This window comes from Streptococcus sp. SP8 (assembly GCF_030440045.1).
Taxonomy (GTDB): Bacteria; Bacillota; Bacilli; order Lactobacillales; family Streptococcaceae; genus Streptococcus; species Streptococcus parasanguinis_I.
On the sequence record NZ_JAQFJL010000020.1, the window covers coordinates 18,530 to 38,986 of the forward strand.

Sequence of the window (20,457 nt, forward strand, 5' to 3'; positions counted from 1 at the left end):
CTACGCTGATTTCATCAGCTTTTACAGCCCTACTCAACTGTGCGGAGGTGGGACGACGAAATCGAATTCTAACGAATTACCGATTTCTGTCCCACTCTCTTTTTTATTTTTGTTTCAATTCTGTTCGCAGGGCTTCTTGTTGCTCTTTTGTCAGATGAACGCCCTTACTTGCAACAATCTGGCTAGAGACTTTGTTAGCAAATCTTAAGGCTTGCGTCATATCTAAACCTTCTAAACGAGCGGATATAAAGGCTCCCACATGGCTATCTCCAGCACCTACTGTATCGACAACTTCTGTTGGAAAACCGTCTGCTTCATACCAGTTGCCATCATAGGCAACCGCTCCGTTTTCACCCAAGGTGACAATGACTAATTGTCCCGTTCTCTGATACAAGTGTTCGATGGCTGGCTGGATCTCTCTACACCCTGAAAAAGCCAGTGCTTCAGCCTCATTAACATGGAGAATTGGATGCAGATCATAAATTGCTTCCAGTCGATCCTTTGGAATCAAGAGTCCGCGTGGCCCTGGTGCAAAAATCACCTGACCTTCTAGTTGCGAAACAGACTGGACCAATGCAAGACCGGTTGGCTCCTCGACTTCAAGGCCACATAAGTAGATGTAATCAAACCGATCTGTCTCGAGCTCTTTTAGCCACTCTGCTTGAAAGCTGTACTCCACTCCGTGATCCGATAAGAAGGTCCTCTCACCATCAGACTCTACAAAGCAGTAACAGCAACCATTGTCCCCTTCTAATGAGATGCTAGAGGAAATCCCTAATTGTTTTAGCTCTCTCCGAATAAAATCACCATATATTCCAGAACCGACTGGCGAGACAAACTGGTAGGGTTGCGACAAAAAATGAAGGATATTAACGACATTAAAGGCACAACCTCCCACAGACCATTGCTGGTGATCAATATGGGCATCTCCTTCACGACTCGGCAAACGATCCAAGTAAATCATCACATCACAAACTGTAGAACCAATAATTAAGGCAGCTGTCATCTTTTTCTCCTTACTTTGCCTTCTATTATACCAGAGGAAAGATAAAAAACAACCAACCCCATGTGGAGTGGTTGCTTCTCTTTTTAGTCACGATAAACAGGTTGAGGGCCAAAGGTTTGGGAAACCGGCATGATTTCAATCCGATTGACATTGACATGCTTAGGCTGTTGGATCAACCAAGCTACGGTGTTGGCAATGTCTTCCGGCTGAATGGCATGGGCACCTCGATAGAGGGCCTCTACCCGTTTTTCGTCTCCTTTAAAGCGAATAGAAGAGAACTCTGTCCCTTCGCAAAGACCAGGTTCAATATTGCTGACACGAATCTTCTTGCCAGCTAGATCCGCCCGAAGATTGAGGGAGAATTGCTTGACAAAAGCCTTGGATGCCCCGTAAACATTGGCCCCTGGATAAGGCACAGTCCCTGCTGTAGAGCCCAAATTGATAATATAGCCATCATTTCGTTCCACCATCTGGGGCAAGATTTTCCTTGTCAGATAGGTCAAACCAACAATATTGGTCTGAATCATGGTCAGCCAGTCTGCGACCTCTGCTTCATAAGCTGGGGCGAGGCCTAGAGCCAAGCCAGCATTATTGACCAAAACATCCACTTTCTCCCAATCTTTTGGCAAACTGGCAAGTGCATGATCTACCTGAGAAAGATCCGTCACATCCATTTGCAGGGGATAAAAGTCTTCTCCCAACTCTTCTTGGAGGGCCTGTAATTTATCGATGCGTCTAGCTGACCCGATCACACGGTATCCATCTGCTACTAAGCGACGGCAGATTGCTTGACCAAAACCAGCTGAAGCTCCTGTTACTAAAATCGTTTCTGACATGACATTACCTCCATGGATTGTAAAAAAATTCAGATTGAGCAGATCCATCAGGTTCTGTCTCTAATTAGAATCTAGATGAACCATCCCTCTCTTGCAAAATTACTTCTTGTATTGGAAGGAAAAATCCTTCAGTTCAATCATTGCTTCTTTCATTTAGTTTGCCTTTTCCCAAAAGAGCGCAAATTGGATGGCTAACTCCGCGATGCGATCCTTGCTATCTAAATCCTCATGACTAGATAAGGTTCGGATATCCCATTTTTCTTCCGAGAGGTGGTCTGCTGCATAGAAGAAATGGCAGAGCTCAAAGCCCCTATAAGCTGCTAAGGCTGCCACTGCCGAACATTCCATATCCACACAGATGGCTCCCGCTTCCTTTCGTCGCTTCATCTTGTCGATGGTTTCCCGGTAGGGTGCATCTGTCGTCCACACTTTTCCTGACTGATAGGAAACCTTGTGGCTTTCAAGAAAGGCTTGGAAGAGAGGAAGGGTTTTCTTGTTTACTTCCACTTCATCACTAGCCGGAAGATAGTGGTAACTGGTCCCCTCGTCGCGAAGAGCAGCCGTTGGAATGATGATGGAAGTCGCTTCGATATCACGGTCTAAAACCCCACAGGTTCCAAAGAGCACCAGTTTTTCCATCCCAAATTGAATCAGGTCCTCTATAATCCCCACACAGGAAGCAGCCCCAACTGGTGCATTAAAGGCACCAATCTGTTGGTCTCCAATAGTGATCCCATAGACCACGACTTCAAAATTGGCCATGGAGGTTCTTGCAATGACCTCATGTTCATAATTTTCAAGGAGGCGAGCAAAAGTTACTCTTGAAAAGCAAGAGATGACTACTTTGGGAAATCCTTCAATTGGTTGGTGTAAGTCTTGTGGATTGATAATCGCCTGTCGATTGGCATCAAATTCTTCTAACAGCATTTCGTGCACCTCTTTCATTCTACTTCTAGGCCCCTATTATACCACAATTAGCCTAGTCATTGGTTTTTGATCAAAGGAAGGGCATAAAAAAGAACTGCTCCCAGACGTTAGATTTTTCGGATCAAACGTCGGAGGGACAGTTCACTATGATATTTTTTACTTGTTCTCCAATTGCGCTAATTCTAGCAAGCGTTCTTTGGATAATTTTTTAATTTCAATTTGACTAGCATCAAGCAACTGGAATTCATCTGGCTCTAAGGCCTCCAGTAAGTCCTTCAGAGCAAGAGAACCAATTGGATGGTAATTTTCTGGCTTACCCGGATCTCCCTCGATCGCTACCAATAGCACCCGCCAATCAATGATACCCGCTAAGCCCACGATTTCTACATATTCTGCAGGAACATGTGGCACCCGTGGCAAGACTGTATCCGTATCTTCTGTCAAGCTATAGCTGGCTAAGAAGGCTCCTGTCTCCTCCTGTTGATAAAAACGGACTTGACTGAAATAAGCTGCACTATATTGAATCTTCTTGATAAAGGCAGAGTAGGCTTCTAGTGGATGGACATGGTTCAAGACTTCCTGCACTGTATCCCGATCCAAATAGACTGGATGAGCGAAGCCTTGTACTTCAAACTCTTTTAGATCTTTTTCTTTCGTCACATTACCCAGCGTTTCTAGGATGACGACTTCATAATCAAAATGGAAAACAGAATCTGGAGTATAGCTTACGCCGTCACTGGCCACAATCTCCGTTCCTAATACTTCTCCTAGGCGACTGATCCATCGAAGGGCCAACTGCCAATCTTCTTCTATCGCAAAAGAGGGCACCTGAATCTGATAAGACTCTTCCTCATCAAAATAGCGTAACTGCAGAGGAAGACCGCTCTTACCAAATACGATACAGTTCAAGCCTTCAAAATCATTTAAGGGACGATGAAGGGTGGCAGGACCATAGTTGTAGGTCATCAACCCTTCTACTAATTTAAGAACTTCCTGTGCCGCGAGTACTTTCTGATAGCCAAATAAGCTCTTTTTATTTTTGATTGAAAACACGATACTCATTTGTTTTCTCCTTTGTGAAATCGCTTACCTAAAGTATAGCACAATTTTCAATCAATTTCCATATAAAAACAGCCTGAGCTTTCAGACTGTTTGTTTCCATTATGCAGGTGCTCCATCAAGCGTCTCACCGATAAGGGCTAAACGCTCACGAACTTCTGCTTGTGACAAGTTGTGTTCTTCTACATAGCGATTGCGAGGGTGAACCCGGCACTCATGCGAACATCCGCGAAGGTACTTGTCTTCATTTTCTTCTGAAGTCAAGATCCGACGGTTACAGAAAGGATTTCCACAGTTGACATAACGTTCACATGGTGTTCCATCAAACCAGTCTTTTCCGACAACGCTTGGATCGACATGGTTGACGTCGACTGCAATCCGCTCGTCAAAGACGTACATTTTCCCATCCCACAGTTCGCCTTGAACTTCTGGATCTTTCCCGTAGGTTGCAATTCCGCCATGCAATTGACCAACATCTTTGTAGCCCTCACGCACCATCCAGCCTGAGAATTTCTCACAGCGGACTCCACCAGTACAGTAGACGACAACGCGTTTGTCCATGAATTTTTCCTTGTTATCACGGACCCATTGTGGCAATTCACGGAAGTTGCGGATGTCTGGACGAATAGCTCCACGGAAGTGACCAAGATCGTACTCGTAGTCATTCCGAGTATCAAGGACAACGGTATCTTCGTCGAGAAGAGCTTCTTTAAACTCTTTTGGTGACAAGTAAGCACCTGTTGTTTCAAGAGGATTGATGTCATTATCGAAATTATCATCTTCTAAACCAAGGTGGACAATCTCTTTCTTATAACGGACAAACATCTTCTTGAAAGCTTGCTCTTCTTCCTCATCGATCTTGAACCAGAGGTCTTCCATCCCTGGAAGGCTGTGAACGTAGTCCATGTATTTTTGCGTTGTTTCGTAGTCACCAGATACGGTTCCGTTGATTCCTTCATCAGCGACTAAGATACGACCTTTAAGGCCGATTGATTTACAGAAGGCCAAGTGATCAGCCGCAAATTGTTCCGCGTTTTCGATGGGAACATATTTATAGTAAAGTAATACACGAATAGGTTTTGCCATGTCATTCTCTTTTCTAAGATTAAATTATCAGAATTTTTCATTCAACTATACCAGTATACTCTCCCAAGAAAACGAATGCAATTTATTTGACTGAAAAATAAAAGCCTGGTTTCCCAGACTTTTATAGGACGAAACCAGGGTTTCAACTTTCTACTCTTCCTTTTCCAACTGGTCCAGATAGGCTTCATAGCGTTTTTTCTCTACTTTTGCAAGAAGCATCACAAGAGAATTCAGCCCCCATACAATCGGAAGATTCAGGAGAAAGGTGATGGGAAGCACTAGCAAGAATTTTGAATGGAAGGGATTTGAGTGATAGACAGCCTGGTTTAATTGAAAATTTTGAGCCCAGATGAACAAGGAAAGAACAAGGGTTACTGCTACAATTCCCGTCACATTTAGATAGCTATAACTGATAAATTTCACACCCAATCGTTGACAACGAACAGAGTAATACAATCCTGAGACGATGAGTAAGGCTACCACCATGATTGGACTGAGCCCCACCTTAGATGTAAAAATGGATCCCACACTAAAAACAGTTAAGGCAAGGAACAGGAAACCAGCCGTCTCAGCACCAGCCTTATTAGCTAAGCCTTCTTCTCGTTCATCTATGATCTGTTTGTTCAGCAATTGTAATCTCATCTCTTCCTCCTTATTCTTCATCCTCTAATTCTGCCTCGATCTTCTCTTGTTTTTTCCGATTGATAAGAGCAAGTGGTTTTTCAAGAAGATCTGTCAGGATGGCAAAGACTAGAATTTCTAATAGAATTTTGACCAGATACTTGGGACTCAAGATAAAGCTCATTGCTTCTCTCTTTCCAATCACATCCATAGCTGTCACAAGCACAGCAAAGAATAGACCTGACCCAAGGCGACTCAACCAGCTATCTTTTTCTAACATATCTCGGATATCAATCCCTGAACTGATCCTTCTTAGCAGAGCATAAATCCCCATGGCAATCAGAAGGAACATCTCAGGTAGATAAGCGACTAGATCTAAGTCCAGGATACTGGATTTCACAAAGGCAGATAGGGCAATAAAGCAGGTCATACCAAGGACAAGCTCTCCTGCGATTTTTCCATCAAGTAGCATGGTCCGTTCATCTTTTACAATTGGTTCTTTCTTTTGTTTCATATTCTTCCTCTTTCTATTATTAAAACTGTTACTCCCAGAACAGTTGATCCAGCGTCTTATCCAAGGTCTTACAGATGGCAAGACAGAGACTGAGGGTTGGGTTATACTTTCCCGCCTCAATCAGACCGATGGTCTGGCGCGTCACTCCAATGGCATCTGCAAGATCCCCCTGGGTCATATCATGCTCGACCCGGGCCATTTTTAATTTGAGATTTTTCGCCACATGATTTTCCTTTCTTGTTTTTATAGTTTTATTATACACTATATTTTCTATTTTGCAATATATATCTTACATTTTGTAAAAAATATTTTTGATAAAACAAAAAAAGCCTGGTTTCCCAGGCTTTCTTAGTTTCCTCTTCTTTTTGTTAGAAATGACTGTAGGATATATGATAGTCCCCATCCTAATCCAGCACCCAGTATGACCGTGAGGACAAACCAAGTGATGGTCGCTAGATCTGGTGATACCATCACCCGATTGACATAGTCTATCGATTTACCACGATCCAGTAACGACATGCGGTAACTGGCTGGATAGAACCACATCATAAGAATGGGCCCTGTTGTCGCAAAGGCAAAAATAACAAAAGACAAGACATTTCGTAAATTCGAGCGAAAACGACCACTTGAGGCGACCATCTCCGCAAAACTTCCGGCGATCAAGGCTGGAATAAAGGCCCCTGCACCATGACGCGAAAAGAGGAAGAAGGATCCGATCACGCAGCCAACTATAAAGATAGATCCAACTCCTTTTATTTTTTCTAGATAATAGCGGTAGATCGTCCCGCCAAACAGGGCTGAAAAGGCAGGAGCATAAAACATATTTCCTTGATGATCGACCAGATTTCCAACTAAGACCCCCAGTCCAATCGCAAGAAAATAGAGGAAAATGAAGGCTCCAACTTGTTTTATTTGATTCACATTTATTCTATTCATTGGACACTGATCCTAACGGTGGCTAATTTTCTTCGAAAGGAAGTCCCCGATAAATTGGACCAGAACGATCAGAATCAGGATCAATAAGGTCGCCACAAAGATGACATCATTGTTAAACATGTTTTTCCCGTAGTTGATGGCCAAGGTTCCTAATCCTCCAGCACCAACGGCACCTGCCATGGCGGTTTCTCCAATCAAGGAAATGATGGTCACCGTTGTTACACGGATCAAATCAGGAAGCCCTTCACGAAGGTAGACACCAACAATATCCCAGAAGGTTGCCCCACTTGCTTGTGCTGCTTCAATCACGCCTCCATCCAACTCGGACAAGACTACTTGGACTTGGCGGGCAAAGAATGGAAAGACAGCCAAAGACAGCGGAACAAGGGCTGCTGTAGGACCAATGGTATTTTTCAAGAGCAAGTAGGTCAAGGGATTAATAAAGGCCAACAAGATAATGAAAGGAATGGCGCGGAACAAGGAAGTAATCTTATCCAAAATTTGGAAAACGATTCTATTTTCGATGACACCACCTGGACGGGTCAAGACTAACAAAAGTCCTGTCATCAAACCTAAAAATCCACCAATAATGAAGGAAATAACGGTCATGTAAAGAGTCAAGTAAATAGCGGTTCCCCATCCATACTGGCCAGACCACCCTAATTTATAGACATTTGGTAAATATGTTTGAATTAACTGGATCATGCTTTTCTCCCATCTTTCACAATAGTCACGGAAACTCCTGCATTTTCTAACTCAGCTTTGGCCGTTTCCAGATTTTGAGTCTCACCTGATAAGATGACCACCAACTCTCCGACAGGCGTGTGATCAAGGATCTCGATGTTCCCAAATAAAATGTTGGCAGATACTTGGTACTGCTTGTAAATATCATTGATGATGGCTGTATCTGTCACAGAACCTGCATACTTGAGATGCGCCAACATCGAATCATCAGGCAAGTTCTTCACAATCGCTTGTTGGTTGATTTTCACCATGGCTTCATCGATACCTGTTGCAACAGTGATAAAGTCTTGGGTCAAGGCATTTTTCGGATTCGAGAAGATATCTAAAACAGATCCTTCTTCGATCAATTCGCCATTTTGCATGACAGCTACTCGGTTCGCTATATCTTTGACAATTTGCATCTCATGGGTAATCAAGACAATGGTTAAACCAAGTTTCTTGTTCAATTCTTGCAACAGAGCTAGAATTTGTTTGGTCGTCTTTGGATCCAAGGCTGAAGTTGACTCATCTGAGATCAAAATCTTTGGATCATTGGCAAGGGCACGCGCAATCGCTACCCGCTGCTTTTGTCCACCAGACAATTGGGCTGGGTAATTCTCTGCACGGTCAGCTAGACCAACTAGTTCCAACAATTTCGCCACTTTCTCATTCTTTTGTTCTTTGTTTAATTTAGAATGCTTGAGGGCGAAAGCAACATTTTCTGCGACAGTCATTTGAGCCATCAGGTTAAAGTGTTGGAAGATCATCCCGATATCCCGACGTTTCTCTCTTAGGGCAGCTGGTTTTAAGGTCACCTGATCTTGATAAATCACATCTCCATCCACAGTAATGGTTCCGGCGCTAGGCACTTGCAAGAGATTGATCACCCGAACCAAGGTCGATTTTCCGGCTCCGGAATAACCCACAATCCCATAGATATCGCCTTCATTGATCTGAATGGTCACATCTTTGACAGCTTGAATCTGACGTTTCTTTTGCTGGAAGGTCACATCAATGTGGTCCAGCTGAATCATTGCTTTACTCATAACTTGCTATTAACTCCTTTATCAATTCAATATGGGTGTAATAATCGGCGATTTTCACATTTTCATCGCCCCCATGGTCACGGCTATTGGCATTGCCAATTCCAAAGGCTGCCATCGGTACCTGCAAAGCCTCAAATACCGTATGCATTGGTCCTGTTCCCGCTGTTGTAGGAAGAACTGAAACCCCTTCTCTATAGAAATCTTTGGCCAGCTGAATAACATTTAAAATCGATGGGGCACTCATATCACTTCGGTAACTCATTTCACCGAGAGTGTAGACCAATTCGACCTGATCATAGCCATTTTTCTTCAATTGCTGCTTGATCTTTTCTAAGACATCTTTGGGATCTAGTCCTGGAACCAAGCGCACCTCCATCTTAGCACGTGCCTCTGCTGGAAGAATGGTCTTGACACCTTGACCTTGGTAACCAGAACCAAAACCTTCAATATTCAAGGCTGGTTCAAAATAGAAACGGCGCAGGAATTCTTTTCGATCTTCCTTCAAGATTGGAAGGGTTAGACCATAGGTTTCCGCTACATCTTCTGGTCCTTTGTTGGCATATTGCTCAATCAAAGCTAGCTCGCGTTCATTGGGTTCTTGGATCTGATCATAAATCCCATCCACCAAGATTCGGCCTTCTTTGTCACGAAGACTGGCGATAGCATTTAACAAATACCAAGAAGCAGAGTCCACCACGCCACCATAGCTGGAATGGATATCCACTTCTGCACTCTTCACCACCATATCAAATGTGACGATCCCTTTGCTACCACCGGAAATTTCCAACTGACCCTGATTATTTCGGGTACCTTGTTCCCAAACTAGGAGGTCCGCCCCACGCAAGTGTTTCTTATGTTTGGCCAAGTATTTATCCAAGTCAGTCGATGCGGACTCCTCTGCCCCTTCGATGATAAAGGTGATATTGACTGGCAAATCGCCACTTTCACGAATGTATTTTCGAAGAGCTGTGAGACGAGCTGTGATATGTCCCTTGTCATCATCAACCCCTCGACCGTACATGGTCCCGTAATGAACCGATAAGGTAAAAGGATCTCCCGTCCAAGGTTGGTCTCCATCCGCTGGTACTGTATCATAGTGGTTATAGAAGATGATGGTTTTTGCGTCTGGATTTGGGGAGAAAAATTTGGCAATCACAAAAGGGGCTGTGTAGCTATCATCAACTTCGACTTTGGCTCCTGCAGCTGTAAAAATTTCCCCCAAATAGTTGGCCACTTCCTTGAGACCTACTTGTTGAGCAAAGATGGATTTTTTTGAAATCAAGGTTCGCAACACTTCAAAATAATGTTGTGCGACCTCATCATTTTCAAATTTTCGAATTTGTTCCGCTTCTGTTGCAAAAGGCATGCATTCCTCCTAATACACGATAAGAGGTAGAGAATTGCTTCTCCACCTCCTTCATACACTTGAGATCGAATCTTAAAAGACTGGTTGGTCCATTCCTTCTGAAGATTCTTCGATCACTTTCTTCACATTGTCTTTGTGATAGGCTTTGATGATTTCTTTGATAGCTTTTGCTTTATCAGATTTTTCCCAATCTTTCTTAGCAGCGATCAAATTGTACCATTGTTTTGAGTTGTTGTCTTTCTTTTCAACATAGATAGCTTTTTTGAAATCAACGCCTGCTTCACGAACGAAGGTATTGTTGATGACAGCAGCATCTACTGATGGAAGAGCAGATGGTGTTTGTGAAGCATCCAATTCAGAGATCTTCAAATCTTTTGAATTTTCTTTGATATTTGATACGTTTGCCAATTGTCCATCTTTGGTATCCAATTTAATCAAACCTGCTGATTGCAAGACATACAAGGCACGGCTTTCATTTGTTGGGTCATTTGGTACAGCGATTGTTCCACCTTTAGGAATTTCTTTGATAGAAGTGTATTTGTTTTTACCGTTTTCTGTACCAGAGTAAAGACGGATTGGAGCGATGTAAGTATCTGCTACTGCAACAAGGGCTTTGTCGTTTTTAGAATTCCAGTTATCAAGGAAGTTGTAGTGTTGGAATGCATTGATATCTACGCTACCATCTTTTACAGCCACGTTTGGTTGTGAGTAATCTGTAAATTGAGTGAATTCCAATTTGATCCCTGTTTTAGCGTCATCCAAGTTCTTTTGAACTTGATCCCAACGAGCTTTTTCAGTGTCGCTCAAAGTCATGACACCCACTTTAACTGTTGTTTCACCATCTTTGCTAGATGAGTTTGAAGAACCACATGCTGCAAGAGCAAACGTTGCGATAGCTGCAAGAGCTGTTAAACCAAGAATTTTTTTCAATTTCATTTTAAAATCTCCTTTAAATAAATATTATTCTTTAATATCTTTTGCTTCTGGTAGGTAAGAACCACCGAAGTATTTTTTAGACAATTTTTCAAGGGTTCCATTGTCATAGAGTTCCTTGATGCGTTTGTTGACAAATTTTTGAAGGTCTTTATCCTCTTTTGCAATAATTGGATAAACATAAGGTTGTTGGTCGCTTGGAAGCTCAATGACTTTCAAGTTGTCATAGCCTTGATCACGAATGATGGTATCTACAGAAATCCGTTCGAAGATCTTGTAATCGGTACGACCATCCGCTAGATTGGCCATGATGGTTTGAATCGTTCCATCTGTGTATTGCAAGTCGGTTGGATTATCTGAATGTTTTTTATTGTAATCTTCTAATTGTTTAGCAGTAGATGTTCCTTGAACAACTTCTGTTTTCTTGCCACCAATGTCATCCAAAGATTTAATAGAAGAATCTTTTGGTACGACCAATACTAGTGGATTACGAGCATATGGATTTGGATAGAGGTATTTTTCTTCCCGCTCTTTTGAGTAGCTGATGTTGTTGGCACCGATTTGGAAACGGTCACTATCTAATCCAGCAAAGACTGAAGACCACTCTGTCTTGTTAAAGTTCACTTCGTATTTGTCTGAACCTTTAAAGATTTCACGCAAAACTTCGATTTCATAACCGGTTAGCTTGCCGTCTTTTTCTTCATAAGAGAAGGGTTTGGTTGTTCCAACCGTCCCAACTTCAATGGTTTTCTTCCCACTGGCTGATTTGCCAGATGAACATGCTACTAAAGCACTGGTTGCAAGGACTGCAACTAATCCTAAAGCAGAATACTTAATCATTTTTTTTAGATTCATAGGATCTCCTTTTTGGTTTCAGGCACATAAAACGCCATTTTAAAAGTATTTTTTAATTTTATCAAAAAAGCATTTACTTGCCTAATATATATTTTTTATGGAGGTGATAGTTTTTCTTTATCACACTTATTTTTCTTTAAAATACCGCAATAAAGCTTGCGCATTTTCAACATAATAGGGAACCGAAACCTCAAAGGCTGCATCATCGATGGTCATGTGATCATGATGGAGGTCTGGCGCATCCGGCTCTCCATTCGAACCAATAAAGGCAAAGACTCCAGGAATTCGCTCTTGGTAAAAGGCGAAGTCTTCTCCAGCTGTAGAAGGATTTGCTGGAATCACTTCAGCCAAGCCTTGTGAAGCTTCCCAAACCACTTTCGTCAATTCCTCATCATTAAAGGTAACGGGCGGTGTCACACCCCACTCAAAAGCCACATCTACTTCCAGACTTTCTGCAATGTGTCGAATGATGGAAATAAAATGTGCCTTCAAGTCTCTTTGCACACTTGGATTAAAAGAACGAATGGTTCCTTCAAAATAGCCTGATTTTGGGAGCACATTCCAGGTTGAGCCCACATCCAGGTGCGTAATGGACAAAACAGCTGTTTCAAAGGGAGAAACGGTCCGTGAAATTAATAATTGTACATTCTGAACCATGGTTGTGACGGCCGTTACAGTGTCAACTCCCAAATCTGGTCTTGCGGCATGACTACTAACCCCTGTCACGGTAACCTTGAATTTCTCAACCCCTGCCATCATAGCTCCAGCATTCAAAGCAAGTTGCCCTGCTTTTAGCTGAGGAATGTTGTGAAAACCAATAATTCCTTGAACATCCTCCAACAGTCCTGTTGCCAAAACATCAGAAGCACCTTCTGAGATTTCTTCTGCTGGCTGAAAGATCAAGCGTACAGTTCCTTCAAGCTGGTCTTCTTTTTCCTTGAGAAGAGCTGCTGCTCCCAGAAGACTGGTTTGATGAAAATCATGGCCACATGCATGCATGACTCCTGGATTCTGACTTTGGTAGGGCAGATTCGTTTGTTCCAAAATTGGAAGGGCATCGATATCTGCTCGAAGTGCCACCACCGGTTGGCCGGAACCAATTTCTGCAATCAGACCAGTTTTTAGTCCGCTCTCTAAAATACGGATCCCCAACTCTTCTAAACGCTCTTTTAGAAAGGCGGTTGTCTGGTATTCTTGACCAGACAATTCTGGGTGTTGGTGGATATAGTGGCGAATCTCTGCTAACTCTTCATAAGAAAAAGCCACAAGCCTTCATCTCCTTTCAAACTTAAAATTATTTTATCACTAATAGGTGTTTCCGTCTAATTCTTGTTTCTTGGGTTTTGATATAGTTTCAAACTATAGATAAAAACACTCCTAGATACATGTCCTTGGAGTGCCAACTTCCGCATTAAGAAAGATTTCCCTCGAATTTTTCCATTAAGCTATCACTATTATAGGCTTTTTCTACTTCCCATTTGCCATCTTTCTTAACAAAGGTCAACTGGTAGTCGTACCGATCCGGCGTCGTCAAGGGGCGATCTGCAAGAGAAGCCATCATTTCCTCTCTATAGGCTTTGTTTTGAGCCTGATTCGCCTCGATAATCCCTGGATAGTCTTTTCGATGTTCCTGATAGAAGGTCTGCATGTGGTTTAAGATCGTCTTTTCCATGCTGACCGTCTCAGGATTTAGACTAATGACCACCTTGTCCGGGAGATATTGTTTAACCTTATAGGTTAATTTCGCACGCTTAGCATTTTCTTTTTCGTAAGCATCGATAAACTGGTTCACTTCTTCTTCAGAGAATTGGTAATCATGTAGTTTACGAGTAAAGTCAGCGGCAAATTTCGCATGGAAATCACTGGCTTCCTTTTTCAAATCAGTTCCCAAAACAAAAGCATCGTCCTTTTTGACCTTTCGTTGGCCACTGAAGTAAACTTGATTGATGTATTCATCTGCTAGAATAGTGGAAGCTTCCACCTTATCCTCATACTGAGAAGAATCCACCGCAAATTTTAAAGGTTTGGATTTTTTATCAGAGCTATAGGTTTTTCGTTCATACTGCACTTCATATTTTTTACCTTTTTCGACTGGAAAAACGATATAGCCGGTTAATTTTTTATCCTGGGCCAACTGATCACTCTTGAGCAATTGGAAGGCTTCACTTTGGTCATAAATTCCTGACTGCAATTTGACCTTGTTATTATCCGCATCGTAAATGGTGATATCTGAATCTGACACGTTGATAGATTCTTTGGCAACATTTTTAAATTCTAATTGAAGGGCTAAATAGCTTCCGTCTTCTGAGTCATTGAGGACAGGTGGTTTGATGTATTGCCCTCCTTTTAAACTCACCTCGACTTGACCGTCAGATGCAGAGCTTTTCGCTGCTTTTTCTGTCTTTGCTTGCTGCGAATTTGTCTTTTGAGCACTGATTCCACAAGCCGCTAAACTCAAGGTCGCTACAGCAAATAGGGTCCATTTAAAAATCTTTTTCATCCTCATCTCCTTAAAAAAGTTTTGTTCTATTTTAACATCTTTTTCTAGCGATGTATACGCTATATAGTGATAACTCTCCCTCAGAGGGCGAGGATTACAAAAAGGCCAAGACCTTCGTCTCAACCTTTTAACTAAAATATGATTGGTTTTGGTTTTACAAGATTCCTTTTTCTTTTTGAATCATGAAATCCTTGAGGGAAATCAAGAGAACTGCAAGGAGGATCATGGCCATCCCAATCACATCAACCATAAAAAAATGCTCCTTCATAATGACAAAGGCAAAGAAAACTGCCGAAACAGGCTCAAAGGACGCCAGCAAGCTTCCTTTAACGGCTCCTACCAAAGAGGTTCCTTTCAGAAAGGCTGTATAGGCAAAAATCGTCCCAATCACCACCAAGCCAAAAAGGGCCATCCAGGTATCGAGTCTGTAGTTTCCAGAAGAAGAGAGAAGACCACTAAAAGGGAGCATTAGGATTCCTGGAATAGTCATCCCAACTCCAATCACCAGCATGCTTCCCCATTTTTGAATTAAGTTCAGAGGTAGAATGATGTAAAGGGCATAGGCAAATGCTGACACCACTCCCCAAGCCAAACCTTTGGGATTGATGGCCAATTGATTGAGTTGACCATGGGTTGCTATTAAGAATGTGCCACCAATCGCTAGAAGCATCGAAAACACTTCTGCTAGTGTAGGGGCCACCTTATCAATGATACAGGTATAGGCTAAAATTCCCACTGGACAGAGATACTGTAACACCGTAGCAGTCCCAGCATTGGTTTCAGCAATCGCCTCTAAATAGGTCAACTGAGTCAATAACAATCCTAAAAAGGCAAAAATAAGAAGGGGAAGGTAGGAAGATTTATCTTTGGCAAAGGCCAAAAACTTCTCCTTATCTGCAACGTAGGAAAGAAGAATAAGGACAATTCCAGAAAAAAGCAAACGGAGATTTGTTAACTCAATAGCCGAAAATCCATGAACCATTAAATATTGCCCGCTAACTCCGGATAGTCCCCAAGCGATCCCGGCGATCAAGGTCATGAGTGTTCCTTTCATCGTCTTTGACATAGTCCCCTCCTAAATCTGTTCCTTACTTTTATTGTATCATAAAAGGCCGAAACGAAACGTTTCAGCCTCATATATTTCATATAAATTTATTCGCTTATTCAGGTTGAACCAAAATCTTGATTTGAGATTTATCTTGTGTTAATTCAATAAATCCTTCTTCAACGATATTTTCCAATTTAATTTTCTTGGTAACCAATTTTTCAGCAGAGAAGTAGCCTTGTTCCATCAATTCCAATACTTTAGGGAAAATATGACGGTAGGCAATAATTCCTTTGAGAGATTTTTCTTGGATAGCGAATTCATTTGGATTGATGCTAGCTTCACGTTCCCAGATAGATACGACCATACATTCCCCAGCTTTATGAACAGCTGCAAGGGCTTGACCTAAAACAACTGGAACTCCAGTCACTTCATAAGAAACATCTGCTCCACCACCTGTCAAGCGATGGATGGCTTCGACGATTGTTTCTCCTTCTTCTGGGCGAACAACGATTGCTCCCAATTCTTCCGCTTTCGCTTGGCGTTCAGGAGACAATTCAACAGCATAGATTTTTGATGCTCCTGCTGCACGAAGGGCTTCAACGATCAAAAGACCAATTGGACCCAAGCCAAAGATAACAGCTGTATCTCCAGTTTTCAATGCAGATTGACGAACTGCATAAACAGCTACAGCAGCAGGTTCTGTGAGAGCGGCTTGTTCATAGCTCAAGCTGTCTGGAATCACATGAACCAAATCCCCATCAAGAACACAATATTTAGCAAAACCACCATCTGCAGCGAGGCCGACGAAGTTCAAGTTTGGATCGAGGTTATAGTCACCAATTAAGTTGTGCTCTGCAAGAATTGGTTCGATAGTGACACGATCGCCAACTTTGACACGAGTCACATCACTTCCGACTTCTACAATCTCACCAGAGAATTCATGTCCCAAAGTGACCGGTGCTTTTTGACCAGAATACACATGTTCTTCAGTTGGGATGAAGATCGGTCCATCCAAATATTCATGCAAGTCCGTACCACAGATCCCTGTGAACTTAACTGCCACTTTTACTTGATGTGGTTGTACTTCAGGTACTTCCACTTCTTCGATACGAACGTCTTTTGCTGCATGCCAGCGAGCTGCTTTCATAGTAGCCATATGATGATCTCCTTGTTTTCACCTTTTTTGTTTTCTTTTCAGGAAACTTTATATTTAAAATTGTAAACGTTTTCCTTTTGTTTGTCAAGGAAAAACTGAAGATGAAAAAGAGCAGCCCTTTGACTGCTCCTTCTTATTTCTTCTTGATACGAGAAGATTCCAATCTCCACCCAACAATCCAACCAAGGACTAGGAGATAATTTTCAAGCGCCCCGATCCCATTGACCGGCAGATGATAGTGAAAGTAACTGAAGAGATGATTAGTACCGATCCCAATCCCACCTAGGATCAAAACCAATAGAACCGTACGAAGATAAAACCAATCGTATTTAAGATTGACAGCAATCAAGATCACAAGAACCGCCACATTCCAAATCCCAATCTCCCGTTGCCAACCGACAGAAACACCATATCCTGAATGACTTCCCATATAAGATGGAAAGAATAACTGGAAAATAATCGCTCCAGTCATGGCGATGATAACTAGGACAAATAAGGCTCTTAAAAACTTGTTCATGTAACTCCTCCTAATGTCAGTTGATATGTAATGGTCTTTCCTATTCTAACACAATTTTATGGATAGTAAAAACCAACCTCTCGGCTGGTTTTTTATCTATTATTCTTCTTTCAACTTCGCCAATTCTTGGGCAAGTAACTTGAGGGCTACTTGTGGGTTGGCTTGGCCTTTGGTTGCTTTCATGAGGAAACCTGTGAAGGCCTTGTCTGCATTCCGTTTTCCTGACTTGAAGTCAGCTACGGCTGCTTCGTTGTCTGCAAAGACTTGGTGGATGATTGGGATCAAGACTTCAGGATCTGAAATCTGTACCAAGCCAGCTTTTTCAACGTATTCACGCGCTCCACCACCGTTTTTCGCCAAGTGAACGAAGACTTTCTTGGCAATCTTAGATGAAATCGTTCCATCTTCGATGATGGCAATCATTTCGACCAAGTTTTCTGGTGTCAATTGGATTTCTTCCAGCGTTTTGCCTTCTGCGTTCAAGAATTGCGCGACTTCCCCTTGGAGCCAGTTAGAGACTTGTTTTGCATCTCCGCCAAGGGCTACAGCTGCTTCAAAGAAGTCAGAAGTGACTTTCGTCGCTGTCAATTGGTTGGCATCATAGTCAGACAAGCCAAGCTCTGCCACATAGCGAGCACGACGGTCTTTTGGAAACTCTGGCAACTCTGTGCGCATTTCCTCGATCCACTCATCTGAGATTTCAAACAAGGGAAGGTCTGGTTCTGGGAAGTAACGGTAATCCGCAGCTCCTTCTTTGACACGCATAAGAATCGTGCTCTTGTTGGCTTCATCGTAACGACGTGTTTCTTGACGAATGACCCCACCTGAACGCAAGATTTTCGCTTGACGCTCAACTTCGTATTCAAGACCTTTACGGACGTTTGAGAAAGAGTTCAAGTTCTTCAACTCAGTCTTGGTACCAAATTCCTCTTGACCATATGGACGAAGGGAAATGTTGGCATCGACCCGCATCGATCCTTCTTCCATCTTGACATCAGAGATACCTGTGTATTGGATGACTTCTTTCAAAGCTGTCAAATAGGCGTAGGCTTCTTCTGGAGAACGCATATCTGCTTCAGATACGATTTCGATCAATGGAACCCCTTGACGGTTAAGGTCTACGTAAGAGAAGCCGTCTGTTCCGTGCGTGTTCTTACCAGCATCTTCTTCCAAGTGGGCCCGTTCAATCCCGATTTTCTTAGTTGAGCCGTCTTCCAATTGCACTTCAATCCAACCGTTATATCCGATTGGCTCGTCAAATTGCGAAATTTGGTAGGCCTTTGGATTATCAGGGTAAAAATAGTTCTTACGGTCAAAGTGCATGTGCTGATGGATATCCATATTCAGGGCCAAAGCAGCCTTGATACCAGCATCTACAACACCTTTGTTCAAGACAGGAAGCACACCTGGGAAAGACCAGTCAATCACATTAGTATTGGCATTTTGCTCGTTCCCAAATTGAGCAGAGGTTGGTGAGAAAATTTTTGAGTTTGTATTCAATTCAACGTGGACTTCAAGTCCGATGACTGTTTCAAAGTTCATTAATTGTCACCTCCGAAAATAAGGGGTTGTTGCTTGTGGTAATCCGTCGTTGCTTCAAAGGCAGCTGCAGCTTGGTAGATGGTTTCTTCAGAATACTTCGGACCAATCAACTGCAAACCAACTGGAAGACCTTGCGCAAAACCTGCAGGAATCGAAATCCCTGGAAGACCTGCCAAGTTGACTGGAATGGTCAAGAGGTCAGCCAAGTACATGGCAACCGGATCATGGTTGAGCGAATCCAAATCAAAGGCTACACTTGGAGCTGTTGGACCAAGGATAAGGTCGTAATCTGCAAAGACTTTTTCGAAGTCTTGGATAATGAGGGTACGGACTTGACCAGCTTTCTTGTAGTAAGCATCGTAGTAACCAGATGACAAACTAAAGGTACCCAGCATGATCCGGCGTTTGACCTCATCGCCAAAGCCTTGACTACGAGTGTTCACGTAGATATCATCCAAGTTCTTGGCATCTTCCGCACGGAAACCATAGCGAATACCGTCGAAACGTTGCAAGTTTGAAGAAGCTTCAGATGAAGCGATGATGTAATAAACGGCAACCCCGTATTTAGAGTGTGGAAGGCTGACTTCTTCGACAGTCGCTCCCAATTTTTCAAAGTGTTTGGCCGCATTAAGAATCGTTTCTTTGACTTCTGGGTCAATTCCTTCCCCAAGGTATTCTTTCGGAAGGGCAATCTTTATCCCTTTGATGTCTTGACCAATCTTAGAAGTAAAGTCTGCTACACGAACAGGTGCAGAAGTTGAATCCTTGGCATCTTCGCTGGCAATGACATTAAGCAATTGAGCATTTTCCTTAACCGTTGGTGAGAAGGTACCAATTTGGTCAAGTGAGCTACCAAAGGCAATGAGACCAAAACGGGAAACCGTTCCATAAGTTGGTTTGAGACCAACAATCCCGTTGAAGGCAGCAGGTTGGCGGATAGAACCACCGGTATCCGAACCAAGGGACAAGCGGACTTGCCCTGAAGCTACAGCTGCAGCAGAACCACTAGAAGATCCACCAGGCACCTTGCTGTGGTCCCAAGCATTCTTGGTTGGTCCATAGTAAGAAGTCTCACCAGATCCACCCATGGCAAATTCATCCATGTTGGTCTTCCCGATGACAATCATATCTTTGGCCTTGGCATTGGCAACAGCTGTCGCATCAAAGATTGGCTCGTAGTTATAGAGCATTTTTGATGCCGCAGTCGTCAAGATGCCATCTGTTGAGATATTGTCTTTGACAGCGAGTGGAATCCCTGACAGGAGGTTGTCTGCATCGATTCCTTTTTCATCAATAGCCTTGGCTTGTGCAAGGGCAGCTTCTTCGGCCACCGTTACAAAGGCATTAACCGCTTCTTCACGCGCCTTGATATCGTCAAGCGTCGCTTGTGTCAATTCCGTTGCTGAGATTTCCTTAGAGACAAGGAGGTCGTGCAACTCTTCAATGGTTTTATGGTTGAATGACATTAGGCATCTCCTCCATCTTCTAGGATAGCTGGTACCTTGATGTAGTAATTGTCTTTTTCAGGTACATTTTTAAACAAGCGGTCACGGTCAGTCCCTTTTTCAGCGATATCCGGACGCAATACGGTCTTACGATCCGCCATGGTCGTTGTTGGAGCAACACCTGTCGTGTCCACTTCTTCCAACAATTCCACCATGTCGACAATTTTAGACAAGGTTGTCGCAAACTCAGCTGTCTCTTCTGGAGAGAATTTCAATTTTGAAAGATTGGCAACGTGGGTTACCTCTTCTTGCGTAATTTTCATCTTGCTTCCTTTCGTGAA

At 42.8% G+C, this 20,457-nt stretch carries 22 protein-coding genes; all 22 read right to left on the bottom strand.

The features are described 5' to 3' along the window. Window positions 1–103: 103 nt before the first annotated feature. The 22 genes from PCY11_RS10155 to gatC all read right to left on the bottom strand — a co-directional run bounded on the left by PCY11_RS10155 (window position 104) and on the right by gatC (window position 20,439). Window positions 104–1,006, bottom strand: a complete 903-nt coding sequence (locus PCY11_RS10155; RefSeq protein WP_049488424.1) for a carbohydrate kinase family protein — start codon at window positions 1,004–1,006, stop codon at window positions 104–106. Window positions 1,007–1,089: 83 nt separating this feature from the next. After that, on the bottom strand, window positions 1,090–1,842 hold the full coding sequence (locus tag PCY11_RS10160) for an SDR family oxidoreductase (RefSeq protein WP_301362735.1): 753 nt from the start codon (window positions 1,840–1,842) through the stop codon (window positions 1,090–1,092). A gap of 153 nt (window positions 1,843–1,995) precedes the next feature. Then, complete coding sequence (locus tag PCY11_RS10165; protein ID WP_024056439.1) at window positions 1,996–2,769, bottom strand: nucleoside phosphorylase; 774 nt, start codon at window positions 2,767–2,769, stop codon at window positions 1,996–1,998. Window positions 2,770–2,925: 156 nt separating this feature from the next. Beyond that, window positions 2,926–3,831 (bottom strand): DUF4299 family protein, encoded by a 906-nt coding sequence (locus PCY11_RS10170; protein ID WP_024056438.1) that lies wholly within the window; start codon window positions 3,829–3,831, stop codon window positions 2,926–2,928. A 99-nt stretch (window positions 3,832–3,930) separates the two neighbouring features. Further along, complete coding sequence (locus PCY11_RS10175) at window positions 3,931–4,914, bottom strand: rhodanese-related sulfurtransferase (protein ID WP_049488414.1); 984 nt, start codon at window positions 4,912–4,914, stop codon at window positions 3,931–3,933. A gap of 150 nt (window positions 4,915–5,064) precedes the next feature. Then, window positions 5,065–5,556: a DUF6773 family protein gene (locus PCY11_RS10180; RefSeq protein WP_070845677.1), complete on the bottom strand. Its 492-nt coding sequence runs from the start codon at window positions 5,554–5,556 to the stop codon at window positions 5,065–5,067. Between the two features lie 10 nt (window positions 5,557–5,566). Continuing rightward, complete coding sequence (locus PCY11_RS10185; protein WP_042760246.1) at window positions 5,567–6,049, bottom strand: DUF6773 family protein; 483 nt, start codon at window positions 6,047–6,049, stop codon at window positions 5,567–5,569. Between the two features lie 28 nt (window positions 6,050–6,077). Next, on the bottom strand, window positions 6,078–6,272 hold the full coding sequence (locus tag PCY11_RS10190) for a helix-turn-helix transcriptional regulator (protein ID WP_003005328.1): 195 nt from the start codon (window positions 6,270–6,272) through the stop codon (window positions 6,078–6,080). 125 nt (window positions 6,273–6,397) lie between these two features. After that, window positions 6,398–6,985 carry an MptD family putative ECF transporter S component gene (locus PCY11_RS10195; protein ID WP_024056435.1) on the bottom strand — a complete coding sequence of 196 codons (588 nt, stop codon included), beginning with the start codon at window positions 6,983–6,985 and terminating at the stop codon, window positions 6,398–6,400. A 12-nt stretch (window positions 6,986–6,997) separates the two neighbouring features. Continuing rightward, window positions 6,998–7,690 carry a methionine ABC transporter permease gene (locus PCY11_RS10200; protein WP_024056434.1) on the bottom strand — a complete coding sequence of 231 codons (693 nt, stop codon included), beginning with the start codon at window positions 7,688–7,690 and terminating at the stop codon, window positions 6,998–7,000. Continuing rightward, entirely contained in the window at window positions 7,687–8,754 is a 1,068-nt protein-coding gene (locus PCY11_RS10205) for a methionine ABC transporter ATP-binding protein (protein ID WP_070449870.1), read from the bottom strand. The genes PCY11_RS10200 and PCY11_RS10205 overlap by 4 nt, the downstream gene beginning before the upstream one ends. Then, window positions 8,747–10,120 carry a M20/M25/M40 family metallo-hydrolase gene (locus tag PCY11_RS10210; protein WP_061591055.1) on the bottom strand — a complete coding sequence of 458 codons (1,374 nt, stop codon included), beginning with the start codon at window positions 10,118–10,120 and terminating at the stop codon, window positions 8,747–8,749. The genes PCY11_RS10205 and PCY11_RS10210 overlap by 8 nt, the downstream gene beginning before the upstream one ends. A gap of 72 nt (window positions 10,121–10,192) precedes the next feature. Continuing rightward, window positions 10,193–11,056 carry a MetQ/NlpA family ABC transporter substrate-binding protein gene (locus PCY11_RS10215; protein ID WP_070449873.1) on the bottom strand — a complete coding sequence of 288 codons (864 nt, stop codon included), beginning with the start codon at window positions 11,054–11,056 and terminating at the stop codon, window positions 10,193–10,195. Window positions 11,057–11,080: 24 nt separating this feature from the next. Beyond that, a complete protein-coding gene (locus PCY11_RS10220) occupies window positions 11,081–11,908 on the bottom strand; it encodes an amino acid ABC transporter substrate-binding protein (RefSeq protein ID WP_009731556.1) in 828 nt (275 codons plus the stop codon). A gap of 126 nt (window positions 11,909–12,034) precedes the next feature. Further along, the gene (locus PCY11_RS10225; protein ID WP_070845675.1) at window positions 12,035–13,174 is read right to left on the bottom strand and encodes an amidohydrolase; all 1,140 of its coding nucleotides are present in this window, start codon (window positions 13,172–13,174) and stop codon (window positions 12,035–12,037) included. Window positions 13,175–13,319: 145 nt separating this feature from the next. After that, entirely contained in the window at window positions 13,320–14,408 is a 1,089-nt protein-coding gene (locus tag PCY11_RS10230; protein WP_070845673.1) for a DUF4352 domain-containing protein, read from the bottom strand. 154 nt (window positions 14,409–14,562) lie between these two features. Then, window positions 14,563–15,474 carry a DMT family transporter gene (locus PCY11_RS10235; RefSeq protein WP_070449882.1) on the bottom strand — a complete coding sequence of 304 codons (912 nt, stop codon included), beginning with the start codon at window positions 15,472–15,474 and terminating at the stop codon, window positions 14,563–14,565. Between the two features lie 94 nt (window positions 15,475–15,568). After that, complete coding sequence (locus PCY11_RS10240; RefSeq protein WP_003005506.1) at window positions 15,569–16,612, bottom strand: 2,3-butanediol dehydrogenase; 1,044 nt, start codon at window positions 16,610–16,612, stop codon at window positions 15,569–15,571. Window positions 16,613–16,745: 133 nt separating this feature from the next. Continuing rightward, window positions 16,746–17,129 (bottom strand): hypothetical protein, encoded by a 384-nt coding sequence (locus PCY11_RS10245; protein ID WP_070845667.1) that lies wholly within the window; start codon window positions 17,127–17,129, stop codon window positions 16,746–16,748. Window positions 17,130–17,228: 99 nt separating this feature from the next. Beyond that, entirely contained in the window at window positions 17,229–18,671 is a 1,443-nt protein-coding gene (gene gatB, locus PCY11_RS10250; protein ID WP_070845665.1) for an Asp-tRNA(Asn)/Glu-tRNA(Gln) amidotransferase subunit GatB, read from the bottom strand. Beyond that, complete coding sequence (gatA, locus tag PCY11_RS10255) at window positions 18,671–20,137, bottom strand: Asp-tRNA(Asn)/Glu-tRNA(Gln) amidotransferase subunit GatA (RefSeq protein ID WP_070845663.1); 1,467 nt, start codon at window positions 20,135–20,137, stop codon at window positions 18,671–18,673. The genes gatB and gatA overlap by 1 nt, the downstream gene beginning before the upstream one ends. Further along, window positions 20,137–20,439: an Asp-tRNA(Asn)/Glu-tRNA(Gln) amidotransferase subunit GatC gene (gene gatC / locus PCY11_RS10260; RefSeq protein WP_070575453.1), complete on the bottom strand. Its 303-nt coding sequence runs from the start codon at window positions 20,437–20,439 to the stop codon at window positions 20,137–20,139. Before gatC ends, gatA begins: the two co-directional genes overlap by 1 nt. Between the last annotated feature and the right edge of the window lie 18 nt (window positions 20,440–20,457).

Bases quoted from the DNA above. Each gene is read 5' to 3' on its own strand.
- gatC (WP_070575453.1), bottom strand. From the start codon at position 20,439: ATGAAAATTACGCAAGAAGAGGTAACCCACGTTGCCAATCTTTCAAAA.
- PCY11_RS10245 (WP_070845667.1), bottom strand. From the start codon at position 17,129: ATGAACAAGTTTTTAAGAGCCTTATTTGTCCTAGTTATCATCGCCATG.
- PCY11_RS10210 (WP_061591055.1), bottom strand. From the start codon at position 10,120: ATGCCTTTTGCAACAGAAGCGGAACAAATTCGAAAATTTGAAAATGAT.
- gatB (WP_070845665.1), bottom strand. From the start codon at position 18,671: ATGAACTTTGAAACAGTCATCGGACTTGAAGTCCACGTTGAATTGAAT.
- PCY11_RS10230 (WP_070845673.1), bottom strand. From the start codon at position 14,408: ATGAAAAAGATTTTTAAATGGACCCTATTTGCTGTAGCGACCTTGAGT.
- PCY11_RS10160 (WP_301362735.1), bottom strand. From the start codon at position 1,842: ATGTCAGAAACGATTTTAGTAACAGGAGCTTCAGCTGGTTTTGGTCAA.
- gatA (WP_070845663.1), bottom strand. From the start codon at position 20,137: ATGTCATTCAACCATAAAACCATTGAAGAGTTGCACGACCTCCTTGTC.
- PCY11_RS10180 (WP_070845677.1), bottom strand. From the start codon at position 5,556: ATGAGATTACAATTGCTGAACAAACAGATCATAGATGAACGAGAAGAA.
- PCY11_RS10155 (WP_049488424.1), bottom strand. From the start codon at position 1,006: ATGACAGCTGCCTTAATTATTGGTTCTACAGTTTGTGATGTGATGATT.
- PCY11_RS10220 (WP_009731556.1), bottom strand. From the start codon at position 11,908: ATGAATCTAAAAAAAATGATTAAGTATTCTGCTTTAGGATTAGTTGCA.
- PCY11_RS10185 (WP_042760246.1), bottom strand. From the start codon at position 6,049: ATGAAACAAAAGAAAGAACCAATTGTAAAAGATGAACGGACCATGCTA.
- PCY11_RS10215 (WP_070449873.1), bottom strand. From the start codon at position 11,056: ATGAAATTGAAAAAAATTCTTGGTTTAACAGCTCTTGCAGCTATCGCA.
- PCY11_RS10165 (WP_024056439.1), bottom strand. From the start codon at position 2,769: ATGCTGTTAGAAGAATTTGATGCCAATCGACAGGCGATTATCAATCCA.
- PCY11_RS10240 (WP_003005506.1), bottom strand. From the start codon at position 16,612: ATGGCTACTATGAAAGCAGCTCGCTGGCATGCAGCAAAAGACGTTCGT.
- PCY11_RS10205 (WP_070449870.1), bottom strand. From the start codon at position 8,754: ATGAGTAAAGCAATGATTCAGCTGGACCACATTGATGTGACCTTCCAG.
- PCY11_RS10175 (WP_049488414.1), bottom strand. From the start codon at position 4,914: ATGGCAAAACCTATTCGTGTATTACTTTACTATAAATATGTTCCCATC.
- PCY11_RS10200 (WP_024056434.1), bottom strand. From the start codon at position 7,690: ATGATCCAGTTAATTCAAACATATTTACCAAATGTCTATAAATTAGGG.
- PCY11_RS10235 (WP_070449882.1), bottom strand. From the start codon at position 15,474: ATGTCAAAGACGATGAAAGGAACACTCATGACCTTGATCGCCGGGATC.
- PCY11_RS10195 (WP_024056435.1), bottom strand. From the start codon at position 6,985: ATGAATAGAATAAATGTGAATCAAATAAAACAAGTTGGAGCCTTCATT.
- PCY11_RS10170 (WP_024056438.1), bottom strand. From the start codon at position 3,831: ATGAGTATCGTGTTTTCAATCAAAAATAAAAAGAGCTTATTTGGCTAT.